At 64.6% G+C, this 16,048-nt stretch carries 12 protein-coding genes; 3 read left to right on the top strand and 9 right to left on the bottom strand.

What is annotated here, in order from left to right; translation table 11 throughout:
- Positions 1 to 376 precede the first annotated feature (376 nt).
- Positions 377 to 1,051, top strand: a complete 675-nt coding sequence (locus ACX80M_RS07660) for a vitamin K epoxide reductase family protein (protein ID WP_252599526.1) — start codon at positions 377 to 379, stop codon at positions 1,049 to 1,051.
- A gap of 113 nt (positions 1,052 to 1,164) precedes the next feature.
- On the opposite strand, the gene ndk is transcribed toward ACX80M_RS07660, so the two are convergent.
- From ndk to ACX80M_RS07635, 5 genes are all read right to left on the bottom strand, one after another.
- Positions 1,165 to 1,584: a nucleoside-diphosphate kinase gene (gene ndk / locus ACX80M_RS07655; RefSeq protein ID WP_058932211.1), complete on the bottom strand. Its 420-nt coding sequence runs from the start codon at positions 1,582 to 1,584 to the stop codon at positions 1,165 to 1,167.
- 38 nt (positions 1,585 to 1,622) lie between these two features.
- Complete coding sequence (locus ACX80M_RS07650) at positions 1,623 to 2,069, bottom strand: DUF4233 domain-containing protein (RefSeq protein ID WP_111909021.1); 447 nt, start codon at positions 2,067 to 2,069, stop codon at positions 1,623 to 1,625.
- Between the two features lie 2 nt (positions 2,070 to 2,071).
- Positions 2,072 to 3,430, bottom strand: a complete 1,359-nt coding sequence (locus ACX80M_RS07645) for a bifunctional folylpolyglutamate synthase/dihydrofolate synthase (RefSeq protein WP_252599528.1) — start codon at positions 3,428 to 3,430, stop codon at positions 2,072 to 2,074.
- Between the two features lie 3 nt (positions 3,431 to 3,433).
- Positions 3,434 to 6,772, bottom strand: coding sequence for an isoleucine--tRNA ligase (gene ileS, locus ACX80M_RS07640; protein WP_252613587.1), 3,339 nt, complete (start codon positions 6,770 to 6,772; stop codon positions 3,434 to 3,436).
- Positions 6,773 to 7,171: 399 nt separating this feature from the next.
- Positions 7,172 to 8,224: a glycerophosphodiester phosphodiesterase gene (locus tag ACX80M_RS07635; RefSeq protein ID WP_083510487.1), complete on the bottom strand. Its 1,053-nt coding sequence runs from the start codon at positions 8,222 to 8,224 to the stop codon at positions 7,172 to 7,174.
- Positions 8,225 to 8,439: 215 nt separating this feature from the next.
- Between ACX80M_RS07635 and ACX80M_RS07630 the strand changes: the two genes are divergently transcribed.
- Complete coding sequence (locus ACX80M_RS07630; RefSeq protein ID WP_252613585.1) at positions 8,440 to 9,450, top strand: endonuclease/exonuclease/phosphatase family protein; 1,011 nt, start codon at positions 8,440 to 8,442, stop codon at positions 9,448 to 9,450.
- Here ACX80M_RS07630 and ACX80M_RS07625 read toward each other — a convergent pair.
- Positions 9,447 to 10,205, bottom strand: a complete 759-nt coding sequence (locus tag ACX80M_RS07625; protein WP_141140833.1) for an SDR family oxidoreductase — start codon at positions 10,203 to 10,205, stop codon at positions 9,447 to 9,449. The two genes, ACX80M_RS07630 and ACX80M_RS07625, sit on opposite strands and share 4 nt — an antisense overlap.
- An 82-nt stretch (positions 10,206 to 10,287) precedes the next feature.
- Between ACX80M_RS07625 and valS the strand changes: the two genes are divergently transcribed.
- Positions 10,288 to 12,906 carry a valine--tRNA ligase gene (gene valS, locus ACX80M_RS07620; RefSeq protein WP_252599532.1) on the top strand — a complete coding sequence of 873 codons (2,619 nt, stop codon included), beginning with the start codon at positions 10,288 to 10,290 and terminating at the stop codon, positions 12,904 to 12,906.
- Between the two features lie 313 nt (positions 12,907 to 13,219).
- On the opposite strand, the gene ACX80M_RS07615 is transcribed toward valS, so the two are convergent.
- The 3 genes from ACX80M_RS07615 to ACX80M_RS07605 all read right to left on the bottom strand — a co-directional run bounded on the left by ACX80M_RS07615 (position 13,220) and on the right by ACX80M_RS07605 (position 16,021).
- Positions 13,220 to 13,834, bottom strand: a complete 615-nt coding sequence (locus ACX80M_RS07615; RefSeq protein WP_252609479.1) for a mycothiol-dependent nitroreductase Rv2466c family protein — start codon at positions 13,832 to 13,834, stop codon at positions 13,220 to 13,222.
- 67 nt (positions 13,835 to 13,901) lie between these two features.
- Entirely contained in the window at positions 13,902 to 15,182 is a 1,281-nt protein-coding gene (clpX, locus tag ACX80M_RS07610; RefSeq protein ID WP_056340575.1) for an ATP-dependent Clp protease ATP-binding subunit ClpX, read from the bottom strand.
- 179 nt (positions 15,183 to 15,361) lie between these two features.
- The gene (locus ACX80M_RS07605; RefSeq protein WP_056340578.1) at positions 15,362 to 16,021 is read right to left on the bottom strand and encodes an ATP-dependent Clp protease proteolytic subunit; all 660 of its coding nucleotides are present in this window, start codon (positions 16,019 to 16,021) and stop codon (positions 15,362 to 15,364) included.
- Positions 16,022 to 16,048 lie beyond the last annotated feature (27 nt).

The raw sequence follows: 16,048 nt of genomic DNA, 5'->3' as shown, positions 1-16,048 counted from the left end.
CGTTGACAGAAGTCAAGTGGATACTCCCAGGTTCGCACCGGCAGAGGGGTGCGGCAGCCCGTGGGAGCCGTCGGCTGTGTCCTGAAACCCGTTGTTCTACACGCCACAACCAGGTGCCGACCAATGGAATTGCGGGAAGCCGGATCAGAGAATCCGAAGCCTGCCCTGCTCATCATTGGCGGTCTTGAAACAAGCCACCGGACCGGAGTCCGAATGTGGGTCGGCCTCCAGCCATGTTCATTCTCTCACACCCGGGCTGAAAGGCGGCGGAACCACGGGCAACGGATCGGTACCTGAGGGCGCTGACTGAATGCTGCTTCCAGCCACCGGCGTTACAATCGGGGCAAGGAGCACCCGAAGCAAAGGACGCCACACCATGCCCAGCATTTCCTCCCACGGCACCGACACGCCGGCTGCCTCCCCTGCGGCGGAGCCGTTAGCCGCCACGCCCGGGAGCGTGCCGCCGATGGCACGCAACCGGCCCTTCGGCTGGCTATTGGTCATCACTGGCGCCATCGGCTGGCTGGCCTCGGGAACGCTGGTCCTGGAAAAGCTCGCTGTCCTCGAGGATCCGAATCATGTAACGGCCTGCGACGTTAATCCGTGGATCTCCTGCGGCCAGGTCATGCAGACGTGGCAGAGCTCGGCGTTCGGGTTCCCCAACATGTTTATTGGCATCGTGGCGTTCGCCGTCATCATCACAGTGGGCATGGCCCTGCTCTCCGGCGCCACGTTCGCACGCTGGTACTGGGCGGGACTCCAGGCCGGCGTGACGCTCGGCTTCGCGTTTGTGGTGTGGCTCTGGTCCCAGGCACTCTACGACATCCATGTTCTCTGCCCGTTCTGCATGATTGTCTGGGCCGCGATGATCCCGCTCTTCGTCTGGGTGACCATCCGCAACGTCGTCCACGGCGTCATCCCCGTCCCGGCAGGTACTGCACGTGTGCTGGGCGAATCGGGCTGGATCATCACGGCGCTGCTGTACGTGGCGGTCATCGCCACCATCTTCTTCGCTTTCATCCAGGTGTTTGCCGGAACCTCGGGCTTCTGACGCGGGCCCCGCACAAAACGCACAAAAGGCGCGAACCAACAAGCGCGAACGAACACTTGAGGCCCCGGTTTCCCGGGGCCTCAAGTGTCCGTTCGCGCAGTTGGGGGTGGACGTTAGTCCTGGAACCAGATCTTGATTTCGCGCTCGGCCGAGTCCACGGAGTCGGAGCCGTGGACCAGGTTCTGCTGGACCTTCAGGCCCCAGTCGCGGCCGAAGTCGCCACGGATGGTGCCGGGAGCCGCAGTGGTGGGATCCGTAGTGCCGGCCAGGGACCGGAAGCCTTCAATGACGCGGTGGCCTTCGAAGATCGCGGCCACCACCGGTCCGCTGAGCATGAATTCAACGAGGGGCTCGTAGAACGGCTTGCCCACATGTTCTTCGTAGTGCTGCTCCAGCAGTTCCCGGCTGGCGTCAACCTTCTTCAGTTCGGCGAGGGTGTAGCCTTTGGCCTCAATGCGGCCCAGGATGGCGCCGCTGAGGTTGCGGGCAACGCCGTCGGGCTTGATCAGTACCAGGGTGCGCTCAATGGTCATAGCTGCTCCAATGCGTAATGTGTGGTTTCGGGACAATTCTACGAGGCTTCCGGGGTGTCCCCGTGCGACGCATTCCACTCGGCCTGGTCGCGTTCGCGCTTTGCGGCTTCTGAATCGATCCTGATGCCGGTGCGGATTCCATACCACCAGGCCAGGCCGAACAGCGCGCCAACCAGGAACATCATGGGCTCAACGATGCCCGTCAGGATCAGCACAATCTGCAGGATCCAGCCCAGTCCCACGCCCCAGGGCTTGGACAGCACCGCGCAGGCCAGGATCATCACTACGCTCAGTGCGATGCCGATGCCCAGGATCAGCGCCGGCGGAAACTCGCCGCGCCTGAGTCCAAAGACGGCCAGCGTTGCGAAAAAGACCACAAACGCTTCAAGCAGCAGGACGGTGGAGGCAAACATCACCTTGGTGGACCGGCGCTTCTTGGGCATTCCCGGGCGCCACTCGCGCTGCGCTTTGGTCAGCTTCGCCACCGCTAGGCCTCCGTCTTTCCGAGCAGGATCCGGGCTTCCGCCACCAGGGTGATGGAACCCGTCACCAGCACGCCGCCGGAGAGGTCGTCGCTGGCTTCGGCGCGTTCCACGGCCCATTCGAGGGCGTCGTCGAGCTTCTCAGCAATGTGGATGTTGTCTTCGCCGAAGCCCATTTCCACCGCCAGTTCAGCCAGTTCGGCCGCGGGCACTGCCCGTGGCGAATTGGACTGGGTAAAGCAGTATTCCTGGGCGATCTCGCCCAGGGATTCCTTGAGCTGGCGCAGGATCTCTTCGGCGTCCTTCTCCTTCAGGACTCCCACTACCGGCACCAGCCGGGTGAAGCTGAAGGCCTCCTGGATGGCCTCGGCCGAGACCCTGATGCCGTCCGGGTTGTGGGCCGCGTCAACAATGATGGTGGGCGCCGTGCGGACAACCTCAAGGCGGCCCGGGGACGTGACGGATGCGAAGGCCTCCTGGAGCACCTCGGCGTCAAGTTCCTTCTCGCCGCCGAAGAAGGCCTCGAGGGCTGCCACCGCCACTGCTGCGTTCTGGGCCTGGTGCGCACCGTGCAGCGGCAGCAGCAGTTCCGGGTACCGGCCGGCGATGCCCTGAATGCTCACCACCTGGCCGCCCACGGCAACCGTCCGGGATTCGACGCCGAACTCTACGCCTTCAAACCGGAACGGGACTCCCACGTCCTTGGCTTTCTCGAGTAGCACCTGCGCAGCATCAACGGGCTGCGAGGCACTGATGAGGTAACCACCGGGCTTGATGATGCCGGCCTTCTCGTACGCAATCTCCTCGGTGGTATCGCCCAGCAGGTCGGTGTGGTCCAGGGAAATGGGGGTGACCACGGAAACCAGGCCGTCGCCCACGTTGGTGGCATCGGTGATGCCGCCCAGACCCACCTCGATCACGGCCACGTTGACCGGCTGGTCCGCGAAGATCGCGAAGCCCAGGATGGTCAGGCACTCGAAGTACGTGAGCCGGGGCTCCCCCGCAGCGGTAAGCTCTTCGTCGACGATCTGCAGGTACGGGCGGATCTCATCCCAGATCCGGACAAACGTTTCGTCAGAGACAGGGTGGCCGTCGATGCTGATCCGCTCGGTGACCTTGGACAGGTGCGGGCTGGTGTAGCGGCCGGTACTCAGGCCGTGCGCTCGCAGCCCGGCCTCGATCATCCGGGCCGTGGAGGTCTTCCCGTTGGTGCCCGTCACATGGATGATCGGGAACGCCTTGTTGGGCTCCCCCAGCACATCCATGGCCCGAAACAGCGGCGCAAGACGCGGCTCCATCTTGTTTTCCGGCGCACGCCCCAGCAACTCTGCGTAGACACTTTCCACGGAGAATTCGTCAGTCATAGCTCAAGCCTCTACTTTTTCGACGGTAATGCGTGGTTCGCCTGACTCAGCCGGAACTGTGGCCAGCTCCAGGGTCAGGGTTTCGGTCTTGACCAGCTCGGCGTTTGCCAGCAGCGCCTCCAGCACGGCGGGAGCGGCCGTGACGGTGGTGCGGATCCGGTCGCTCACATTCAGTGCAGCGTCCTTGCGTGCCTGCTGGATGGCGCGGACCATGTCCCTAGCCGTCCCTTCGGCCTCAAGTTCGGGCGTGACCTCGGTGTTGAGCACCACAAAGCCGCCGCCCGGCAGGACAGCTACTGAAGCCGATCCGCCGTCGGACTCTGCCACCACGGTCTCCAGCGTGTACTCCTGGGATTCCAGCTCCAGGCCGCCAGAAACAACAACTCCCGCGACGCCGTTTATTTCTTGAACCGACCAGTCGCCGGACTTGGCGCCCTTGATGGCCTGCTGGACGTTCTTGCCCAGGCGCGGGCCCGCGGCGCGTGCGTTGACCACGAGCTTCTGCTCGATGCCGAACTCCTCCGGGGAGGCGCTCTCGGCGTCCAGCAGGCGCACGGAGCGCAGGTTCAGTTCATCGGCGACGACGGCGGCGAAGCCTCCCAGCGCATCCGCGCCAGGTGCCACAACGGTCAGTTCCTGCAGAGGCAGCCGCACGCGCAGGTTTGCGGCCTTCCGCAGCGAGGATCCGGTGGAGCAGATCTGCTGCACGCGGTCCATCGCTTCCACCAGCGACGCGTCGGCCGGGAACAGGTCCGCGTCCGGCCAGTCGGCCAGGTGCACGGAGCGTCCGCCGGTGAGGCCGCGCCAGATCTCCTCGGAGACCAGCGGCAGCAGCGACGCGGCCACGCGGGACACGGTCTCCAGCGCGGTGTAGAGCGCGTCGAAGGCGTCAGCGCTCTCGTCAAAGAAGCGCTGGCGGCTGCGGCGGACGTACCAGTTCGTCAACATGTCCAGGTAGCTGCGCAGTTCATCGCACGCGCCGGAGATGTCGTAGCTGTCCAGCTGGGCGGTCATGTTGCGGACCAGGTCACCGGTGTTCGCCAGCAGGTACTGGTCCAGGGTGTCGGCGTACCCGTCGTAGCGGAGCTTCGCGTCGTAACCCTTACCGCCGTTGGCGGCGTTCGTGTACAGCGTGAAGAAGCTGTACACGTTCCACAGGGGCAGGATGACCTGGCGGACGCCGTCGCGGATTCCCTGTTCGGTGACCACCAGGTTGCCGCCGCGCAGGATGGGGCTGGACATCAGGAACCAGCGCATGGCGTCGGAGCCGTCACGGTCCAGGACCTCGGAGACGTCCGGGTAGTTGCGCAGGCTCTTGGACATCTTCTGCCCGTCCGAACCGAGCACGATGCCGTGGCTGATGACGTTCCGGAACGCCGGACGGTCGAACAGCGCCGTGGACAGGATGTGCAGCATGTAGAACCAGCCGCGGGTCTGCCCGATGTACTCAACGATAAAGTCTGCCGGGTTGTGCGTGTCGAACCAGGCTTCGTTCTGGAACGGGTAATGCACCTGGCCGTAGGGCATGGAGCCGGAGTCGAACCAGACGTCCAGGACGTCCTCGACGCGGCGCATCACGGACTGGCCCTCTTCGGGGGTCCGGGGATCGTCCGGGTTGGGGCGGGTCAGTTCGTCGATGAACGGGCGGTGCAGGTCAACCTCGCCGGCCTTGTTCAGCGGCAGGCGGCCGAAATCGGCCTCGATCTCGGCGAGCGAGCCGTAGACGTCGGTGCGCGGGAATTCGGGGTCGCTGGACTGCCACACCGGGATGGGGCTGCCCCAGTAGCGGTTGCGGCTGATGGACCAGTCGCGGGCGTTGGCCAGCCACTTACCGAACTGGCCGTCCTTGACGTTGCCGGGGATCCAGTTGATGTCCTGGTTCAGTTCGGACATGCGGTCCTTGAACTTGGTGACTTCCACGTACCAGGAGGACACCGCGCGGTAGATCAGGGGGTTGCGGCAGCGCCAGCAGTGCGGGTAGCTGTGCTCGTAGCTGGCCTGGCGGACCAGGCGGCCCTGGGCCCGCAGCACCTGGGTGATGGGCTTGTTGGCCTCGAAGACCTGAAGCCCGGCGATGTCGTGCAGGTCGCCGTGGCTGAACAGCGGCAGGAACTTGGCGCCTTCGTCCACGGACAGGACCACCGGGATGCCGGCCTCTTCACAGACCTTCTGGTCGTCTTCACCGTAGGCGGGCGCCTGGTGGACGATGCCGGTGCCGTCGGTTGTTGTGACGTAGTCGGCCACGAGGAAGCGCCAGGCGTTCTGCGTCCCGTACTTTTCGTCGTCGCTGAAGTCGTTCCACAGCGGCTGGTAGGCCAGGCCCTCCAGGTCGGCGCCGGTGTGGGTTGACGTCACGGCGGCCTCGGCGGAGTCCGCATCCTCATAGCCCAGGTCCTTGGCGTACGCGGCCAGCAGGTCCGCGGCCAGGAGGAAACTGCCGGTGACGGGCGCGTCCGGCGAAGCGGCCTTGACGCCGTTGGGTCCGGCGGGGAGAACGGCGTAGGTGATGGAAGGCCCGACGGCGAGCGCCAGGTTGGTGGGCAGCGTCCAGGGCGTGGTGGTCCAGGCGAGCGCCTGGACGCCGGCGAGCTGCTTCGACAGCGCCGACTCCCCTGCCGTGATGGGGAACGTCACCGTGACAGTCTGGTCCTGGCGGTTCTTGTAGACGTCGTCGTCCATGCGGAGCTCATGGTTGGACAGCGGAGTCTCGTCCTTCCAGCAATACGGCAGCACACGGTAGCCGTTGTACGTCAGGCCTTTTTCGTGCAGCTGCTTGAACGCCCACAGGACCGATTCCATGTATTCGACGTTGAGCGTCTTGTAATCGTTGTCGAAGTCCACCCAGCGGGCCTGGCGGGTGACGTAGCTCTTCCACTCATCGGCGTACTTCATTACGGAGGCACGGCAGGCGTCGTTGAACTTATCGATGCCCATGGCCTCGATCTGGGTCTTGTCCGTCATGCCCAGCTGCTTCATGGCTTCCAGTTCAGCCGGCAGTCCGTGGGTGTCCCAGCCGAAGCGGCGTTCAACGCGGCGGCCGCGCTGTGTCTGGTAGCGGCCCACGAGGTCCTTGGCGTACCCGGTCAGGAGGTGGCCGTAGTGCGGCAGTCCATTTGCGAAGGGAGGGCCGTCGTAGAAGACGAATTCGTTGCTGCCGGGCTGCCCGCCGGGGGCGTCGGCGCTTCGCTGGTCGATGCTGGCCTGGAAAGTGCCGTCCTGGTCCCAGTACTTCAGGATGCGCTCTTCGATCTCCGGGAACTTGACGGAGGCGGAGACACCGGCGGCAGCGCCGCTCGAAACTGCAGCCGAAGGGGAAGCTGAGGCTTTGGGGTAATACGTCATTCTCGACATCCTGGATTGAGCTGGTGAACCACTCAGCCGCTGCTGGATGGTTCCGTTCAGGATGCGAGGACGGCTCGTGTGCTGTCCTGGGACTGCACGCTTACCGCGGTACCACCTCACTTACCGGCACTCCACCATGCTCCGGGGGAAGCTTGTTGGTGCGCCGGCCGCTCATTACTGCTGTGACGGGCTTACCCGTCCGGTTCTACCGGCCCTGGCGCGTGCTGATCCTTGCGCCGGGGCGTTCTTCCGGAAGCTCACCGGTGATGGCCGGGTCAAAGCTGATACGACGATGTTACCGGAGAAGTCACTGCGTTTCACTGCACACTGCCTTGAAAGCACAGCGCGGTCCGCCGGGCAGCGAAACGCAGTGACGGCGGCTGGGCGCCCGGGCCGGTACTAGAAGCCGCGCGGCAGTTTCATCCCGGCAGCAGCCATGACATCGCGGAGCCGGTCCGGGTAGTCGGTGATGATCCCGTCAACGCCGGTGTCGATCAGCGCCCGCATGGTGGGCTGGTCATCGACGGTCCACGGGATGACCTGCATCCCGGCAGCGTGCGCACGTTCCACCATGTCCGCGGTGACGTAGGGGACGTAGCCCGGATCGGTCACTTTGCCGTTCTGCGGGGTGCCGTGCACGGGAGAGACGGCGTCGAAGCCGAGGGAAGACGCTGCAGCGATGAGGTCGCCGCCAAAGTCGTCGGCGTCAATCCCGCCAAGCCACGGCGAGCTGCCCGGCTGCCCGGCCTGGAGGAAGTCCTTGTTGGTCAGGGCCACGGTGCGGATCTGCGGGTCGCGCTGCTGGACGAGGCGCAGGGAGCCCCAGTCGAAGCTCTGGATGGAGACGCGGCTCTGCATCTGGGCGGCGTTGATTTCCCGGAGTGCGACGTCGATGAACTGCTCGCGCGGGGCGGTTTCCGCCGGAGCGCCGGCTTCGACCTTCGTTTCAATGTTGAACTTCACCTGGCTGGCGCGGTGGGCGTCGGCGAGCTCAAAAACCTCGGCCAGAGTCGGCATCTTGGCGCCGGGAGACGCCGTCTGGCCCGGGAACTGCGGCTGGGTGAGCGAACCGCAGTCCAGGCTTCGGACCTGTTCGAAGGTCAAGTCCTTGACGTACTTGCCCACATAGGGGAACTGCGGATCGTTCGGCGTGACCGGCGCGGTATCGAGGCACTTCTTGTTGCTGATCTTGCGGTCGTGCGTGATGACTTCGCGGCCGTCCTTGGTGATCTGGAGGTCAAGTTCCAGGGTGGACACGCCGGTCTCGAGGCCCTTGGCGAAAGACGCCAGGGTGGATTCGACGGTCAGGCCGAGTCCGCCGCGGTGGGCCTGTAGATCAAAATGGTTGTCCGTGCCGTTGGGGTTCGTGTCAGCGGCTTGGGCCTGAACCGAAGTCGTGAGGAGCAGGGCTGCGCTGAGTACGGCAGCGCCAAGCTTCATCGGGGTGCGCATAGGAAGGAATCTCCACTCTGGTGGTGTGCAGTTTTGCGCCTGCTACAGTGCCGTCCTGCGGCCAACGTCAGGCCACAGCGGGCTGGCCGGAGTGCGACTGGACGGTAAACGTTGGGCTTCATCGCAAAGCCGATCCAATCAACGGGCGACGCCAGGGCGGCGACTCTTTAGACTCGTGCCATGACAGTCTCCCGGGCGATTTGTTCCGGTCCCTGATGGGCCATCGTGCACACCACTGCTGGCTGTTGTCTGCTGGCCTGGTTGCGGCCCCTGTTGTGGTGGTGTCCTGGTTCCGCGCCGTTCCGGCGCCGTGGCCGCCGCTTGTGGTGCAGGTAGTGGCCTTTACGCCGTGGCTGGCATTCCTTGCCGCGGCCGCGGTGTTGCTGACACTGCCCAGCCGGCGCGCCTGGGCTATCCTGCCGGCGGCAGTCCTGCTGACCGCACAGCTTACCTGGCTGTTCCCGCCGGAAGTGTTCCTGGCCCGGCAGGGAGGGTACCCCCAGGTCCGGGGGCCGGATGCTCCAGCCGCGGCGAAGCTGACAGTCATGAACCTCAATGCCCGGCTCGGGGGTGCTGATAGCGCCGCCATCGTCCGGCTGGTCCGGGACCACCATGTTGACCTGCTGACCGTCCAGGAGCACAGCCCGGAGTTGGAGAAGCGGCTGGCGCGGGCGGACCTGGGCAGCGTGCTTCCCCACCGCGTGTCCCATCCCCGGAACGGAGCGGCCGGCAGCGCCGTCTACTCGTCTTTCCGGCTCAAGGAGGTGGGAATGGTCCCTGACACAGCGTTCAGCATGCCGGTTGTCCGGCTTGAGACCAGTGACCCAGGCGCCGGCGCCGGGCTGACGGTCATCAATGTGCACGCGCACGCGCCCGTGGACATTGCAGTTCATCAATGGCGAAGTGACCTTACAGCTGTGGCCCGGGCAAGCAGCGGAGCCGGTCCTACGCTTCTGGCGGGCGATTTCAACGCGACATATGACCACTGGGAATTCCGCGCGATGCTGGAGGGGGCCGGCGGCGGCCGGAAACTGGTGGATGTTGCAACCGCGTTGGGCAGCCGGCTCATCCCCACCTGGCCGATGCGGGATTACAGCCTTCCCGGCGTGGCTCTGGACCATTTGGTGACCAGCCCGGACATTTTAAGTTCGGGTTACTCGGTCCACCCGGTCCGCGGCACCGACCACGCTGCAGTGATCGCCACCCTGGAGATCCAGCTTCCCTAACGCTTGCGGATCAGCTTGTGGGTGGCCGCCTGTGCAACGGGCCGGATCACGATCTGGTCCAGGTTGACATGGTGCGGCGCGCTGACGGCGTAGCGCACCACGTCGGCGACGTCGGCTGCGGTCAGGGGCTTCTCCACGCCCTCGTAAACCTTCTCCGCGGCGTCCTGGTCACCAAAGCGGTTGAGCGCGAACTCTTCGGTGCGGACAAGGCCCGGGGCTACCTCGATGACTCGGATGTTGTGTTCCGCCTCTTCCAGCCGGAGGGCACCGGTCAGTGCGTGCTGGGCAAACTTGGCGGCGTTGTAGCCGCCGCCGCCCTCGTAGGCCACCAGTCCGGCGGTCGACGTCAGGTTCAGGACAGTTCCTTCGCCGGTGGCGCGGAGCATCGGCAGGAACGCCCGGGTGAGCTTCACGGTGCCGAGGACGTTGACCCGGAACATCCATTCCCAGTCCTCGGTGTTGGCCTCGCCCACCAGGTCAGCACCCCGGGCCCCGCCGGCGATGTTGATGAGCGTCCCCACGCCGCCGGCTTCGGTGACGCGGGCAAGGAGCCTGGCGACGTCGTCGTCCTCGGTGATGTCAGCGGGAATTCCGACGGCGCCTGTTTCAGCTTCCAGCGCGGCCAGCCGTTCGGCGCGGCGTGCCACAGCGAATACCGTCCAGCCTTCCGCCCGCAATGCCCGCACGGTTGCCTCGCCGATGCCGGTGCTGGCGCCGGTTACTACTGCTGCCTTGTTCAGTGAATCTTCAGTCATGGCACCACCATAACGGGCCCGGCCGGTGGCATGCTTGGAGCGATGTCGCCGGATGAAGTCCCGGCCATGAAACAATTGCCAGATGGCTGAAGACACTCAGGGTACAGACACGCCCTCCACCGCCCCTATCAACGTTCCGGACAAGCCCGCCCTTGAGGGGCTCGAAGCTGCCCTCACGCAGCGCTGGCTTGCCGAAGGGACCTACAAGTTCAACCCGGACACCACCCGGGAGCAGGTCTACTCGATCGACACTCCCCCACCCACCGCATCTGGCTCCCTGCACGTGGGGCACATGTTCTCCTTCACGCAGACGGACGTGCTGGCCCGCTACCAGCGCATGATCGGCAAGAACGTGTTCTACCCGATGGGTTGGGATGACAACGGCCTGCCCACCGAGCGCCGCGTCCAGAACTACTACGGCGTGCGCTGCGATCCGTCCATCCCGTACGACGCCGACTACCGGGCTCCGGCGGAGCCCGCCAAGAACCAGCGCGATTTCGACGTCGTCTCGCGCCGGAACTTCATCGAGCTGTGTGAAGAACTTGCCGTGGAGGACGAGAAGGTGTTCGAAAGCCTGTTCCAGCAGCTCGGACTTTCCGTGGACTGGCAGCTGACGTACCGGACCATCGATGACGCCTCCCGCGAAGTCTCCCAGCGCGCCTTCCTGGCCAACCTGGCAGCCGGCGACGCGTACATGGCCGAAGCGCCAACCCTCTGGGACATCACCTTCCGCACGGCCGTGGCCCAGGCGGAACTCGAAGACCGCGAAGTTGCCGGCGCGTACTACCGCTACCCGTTCTTCACCGAAGACGGTGAAAAGATCTATGTCGAGACCACCCGTCCCGAACTGCTGGCAGCCTGCGCCGCCCTCGTTGCAAACCCCGACGACGAGCGGTACCAGCCGCTGTTCGGCAAGATGGTCACGTCCCCGGTCTTCGGTGTTGAGGTTGAGGTCAAGGCCCACGCGCTGGCCAAGGCGGACAAGGGCTCCGGCATCGCCATGGTGTGCACGTTCGGTGACCTCACCGACGTCACCTGGTGGCGGGAACTCCAGCTGCCCACCCGTGCCATCGTTGGCCGGGACGGCCGCATCGTCGGCGAAACCCCGGACTGGATCACCACCGATGCAGGGCGCACCGCCTACGAAGACATTGCCGGCAAGACCGTCTTCAGCGCCAAGGAAACAGTGGTGGAGCTCCTGGCCGCCGAAGATCTGATCGACGGCGAACCGAAGAAGATCATGCACCCTGTGAACTTCTACGAAAAGGGCGACAAGCCCCTCGAGGTTGTCACCTCACGCCAGTGGTACTACCGCAACGGCGGCCGCGACGAAGAGCGCCGCGCCCGCCTGATCGCGCGCGGCCACGAGATCGACTTCCACCCGGCCTTTATGCGGTCCCGCTTCGAGAACTGGATCTCCGGGCTGAACGGCGACTGGCTCGTGTCCCGCCAGCGCTTCTTCGGTGTGCCCATTCCCGTCTGGTACCCGCTGGACGCCGAGGGCAACCCGCGGTACGACGCCCCGATCGTGCCCCTGGACGAGCAGCTGCCGGTTGACCCCGCGGCCGATGCCGCACCCGGTTACGACGAAGCCCAGCGCGGCGTTCCTGGTGGCTTCGCCGGCGACGCCGACATCCTGGATACGTGGGCCACGTCTTCCCTGACGCCGCAGATTGTGGGCGGCTGGAGCCGGGACGAAGACCTCTTCGCCAAGGTCTTCCCGTTTGACCTGCGCCCCCAGGGCCACGACATCATCCGCACCTGGCTGTTCTCCTCGGTAGTCCAGGCTGATGCGCTGCAGCACGCCGCGCCGTGGAAGCATGCCGCCATCTCCGGCTGGATCCTGGACCCGGACCGGAAGAAGATGTCCAAGTCCAAGGGCAACGTGGTGGTTCCCACCGATGTGCTGGACGAATTCGGCTCCGACGCCGTCCGCTACTGGGCCACGTCCGCCAAGCTCGGCGCGGATACGGCGTACGAGATCGCGCAGATGAAGATCGGCCGCCGCCTTGCCATCAAGCTGCTGAACGCCTCAAAGTTCGTCCTGAACCTGGGGGCGACGGAGAATTCCGTGGTCTCCACCGATCTCTCGGTGCTGACCAACCCGTTGGACCGCGCGGTGCTGGCCCAGCTGGCCGATGTGGTGCGCCAGTCCACCAAGGCGTTCGAGAACTACGATTACGCCCGGGCCCTGCAGATCACCGAGAGCTTCTTCTGGCAGTTCACGGACGATTACGTGGAGCTCATCAAGGACCGCGCCTACGGTGCCGCCGGCGACGCTGAGCAGGCCTCCGTGCTGGCAGCTCTCGCCACCAGCCTGGACACGCTGCTGCGCCTGTTCGCCCCGTTCCTGCCCTTCGCCACCGAAGAGGTCTGGGGCTGGTGGCGCAACGAATCCGTACACCGTGCACAGTGGCCCACCGCAGTGGACGTGGACGGCGACACCACCCTGCTTGCCACCGTTGGCACGGCCCTGAGCGGTGTCCGCAAGGCCAAGTCCGAGGCCAAGGTCAAGCAGCGCACCGAGGTCCTCTCCGCCACCATCACGGCGTCGGAATTCCTGACCACGCAGCTGAAGGCCGGACTTGGCGACCTGAAGGCAGCCTCGAACGCCCGCGAACTGACCCTGGTGGCAGGCGACGGCGAACTGACCGTCAGCGATGTCGTGCTGGCCGCTCCGGAGGAACAGCCCAAGGCCTGACCTGTTTTTGGGCAAAGGGGAAGCCCCATCAGCGTTTTGCCGTTGGTGGGGCTTCGACTTTTCGGCCATCCTGGTGACGTCTTTGATGGTCTGGCAGGATCCTTGGATCTTCAGGTCTTCCTACCTCGTCACTGGTAGCTTGTATCTGACTTTGCCGATGGCTGCGTCGGATACATATCACTGAATCTTTGGTTCCTGCGTCCCGCTTCTTTCGAAGTGGGTAAGATCCATTGTTGTCCCGACGGTTGGGATGCGCAAGAGCCCCGGAAGAACTACATCAGAGTAGTTCGTCCGGGGCTCTTTGCTGTCTGCGTCAGTTGAATTCGGGACGTTCGCTGCGACTGCGCTTAATCTCGAAGAAGTGCGGGTACGAGGCCAGTGTGACGGTGGCATCCCACAGCAGGCCCGCCTGCTCGCCGCGCGGGATGCGGGTCAGCACGGGGCCAAAGAAAGCGGCTCCGTTGAAGGCAACAACCGGCGTGCCGACGTCGTGCCCCACCAGCGAGATGCCCTCCTCATGGCTGGCCCGCAGCTGGGTGTCAAAGGCGTCCGTGGTGGCAACGTCTGACAGACTGGCCGGGAGTCCGCACTCAGCCAGTGCCTTGCTGATGACAACGCCGAAGTCCTTCTCCCCGCCCTGATGAATCAGTATGCCCATGGCGTCGTAGAGCGGCTTCACCACGTGGTCGCCGTGCTGCTCCTGGGCCGCGATGACGACCCGGACCGGACCCCACGCCTTGTCCATGGCCTCGCGGTACGCGGGTTCCAGGTCCCGGCCCTCGTTCAGGACAGACAGGCTCATCACATGCCAGACCGTTTTGATGTCGCGGACAGCCTCGACCTCGCCGATCCAGCGTGACGTGATCCAGGCGAACGGGCACAGCGGATCAAACCAGAAATCGGCCTGGTTGATGGTTGTTTCAGTCATGCATGAGTCCTCTGTTCCTGGGCGTGCGGGAGGGAAGGCGGAAGTGTCGGGCGGGGTGGTGGACGTGTCAGGCGGACTTGCGTCGCTTGGTCACGTGCGGAATGAGGGTGGGCTCGGCCTTGCTGAGGACAACGTCAGCGGTGATGACCACGCTGGCCACGTCTTCGCGGCTGGGGAGGTCGAACATGACCGGGAGCAGCACTTCTTCCATGATGGCGCGCAGGCCGCGGGCACCGGTGCCACGCTCAAGGGCCTGGTCGGCGATGGCGTTGAGGGCGTCGTCATCAAAAACGAGTTCCACGCCGTCGATCTGGAACATCTTCTGGTACTGCTTGACCAGCGCGTTCTTCGGCGTGGAGAGGATCTGGATGAGGGCGTCGCGGTCCAGGCTGGAGACTGTGGTGATCACGGGCAGGCGGCCGATAAATTCCGGGATGAGACCGAATTTCAGGAGGTCCTCGGGCATCACTTCGCCGTAGGAGTCCACCTTATTGCTGGCGTCGTTGAGGGGGGCGCCGAAGCCGATGCCCTTGCGTCCGGAACGCGAACCAATGATCTCTTCCAGCCCGGCAAAGGCGCCCGCCACGATAAACAGCACGTTGGTGGTGTCGATCTGGATGAATTCCTGGTGGGGGTGCTTGCGTCCGCCCTGGGGCGGAACGGAGGCCACGGTTCCTTCGAGGATCTTCAGGAGGGCCTGCTGCACGCCCTCGCCGGAGACGTCCCGTGTGATGGAGGGGTTCTCGCTTTTGCGCGAAATCTTGTCGATTTCGTCAATGTAGATGATGCCCTGTTCGGCCTTTTTGACGTCGTAATCGGCCGACTGGATGAGCTTGAGGAGGATGTTCTCCACGTCCTCACCCACATAGCCGGCTTCGGTGAGTGCCGTGGCGTCGGCAACAGCAAACGGAACATTCAACCGCCGCGCCAGGGTCTGGGCAAGGTAGGTTTTGCCGCAGCCTGTGGGGCCGATCAGGAGGATGTTGGACTTGGCAATTTCGACGTCGTCGTGGTGGCCGCCCTCAGCGAGGCTGCCGCTCTTGGGGGCGTGGCCGGCCTGGATCCGCTTGTAGTGGTTGTAGACGGCGACGGCGAGGGAACGCTTGGCAGGTTCCTGGCCGATGACGTATTCCTGCAGGAAGTCGAAGATCTCGCGGGGCTTTGGCAGCTCGAAGCTTCCCAGATCGGCGACTTCCGCGAGCTCTTCTTCAATGATCTCGTTGCAGAGCTCAATGCATTCGTCGCAGATGTAGACACCGGGCCCGGCAATGAGCTTGCGCACCTGCTTCTGGCTCTTTCCGCAGAAAGAACACTTCAGCAGATCCGTGCTCTCGCCAATCCGAGCCATATGTGAACCCCTTTAGTATCTTGCTGCCAGGCAGCTGTGCACCGTTGCTGGAATCGTGGCGGGCCTGGGAGGACCGGCCGTGACATCTTCCACTCTAGGTCACAATTGCGTCCAAGGGTGGAAAGCGAAGGCCGGTGCGGCCCAAATTACTGGACCGCACCGGCCGTCGAAGAGGCTGGCTACCTGGTGATTGCCTGCGGCTTCATCTTGCGGGAATCAAGCACCTGGTCAATGAGGCCATAATCCAGGGCCTCGGCGGCGGTCAGGATCTTGTCACGCTCAATGTCGTTGTTGACCTGCTCCGGGGTGCGGCCCGAGTGGTGCGCCAGCGTGTCCTCAAGCCAAGCGCGCATGCGCATAACTTCCGCGGCCTGGATCTCCAGGTCCGAGGCCTGTCCACCTTGGCCGCCGGAGAGGGCCGGCTGGTGGATCAGGACACGGGCGTTGGGCAGGGCCAGGCGCTTGCCCGGGGTGCCGGCTGCGAGGATCACGGCGGCGGCGCTGGCGGCCTGGCCGAGGCAGACGGTCTGGATCTCCGGCCGGATGTACGTCATGGTGTCGTAGATCGCGGTCATGGCCGTGAAGGAACCGCCCGGGGAGTTGATGTAGAGAGTGATGTCGCGGTCCGGGTCGGTGGACTCGAGCACCAGCAGCTGGGCCATGACGTCATCAGCGGAGGCGTCATCGATCTGGACGCCGAGGAAGATGATGCGGTCCTCGAACAGCTTCGTGTAGGGGTCCTGGCGCTTGAAGCCGTAAGGCGTGCGCTCTTCGAACTGGGGAAGGACGTAGCGGCTGGTCGGAAGATTACCGGCAGTCGATCCGAAGTTGTAAGTCATTTTGTTGCTCCTGATCTAAGTGTTCTA

The organism is Pseudarthrobacter sp. MDT1-22, assembly GCF_054511035.1.
Note: the sequence above shows the minus strand (reverse complement) of the source record. Positions and strands in the feature narration are given on the sequence as shown.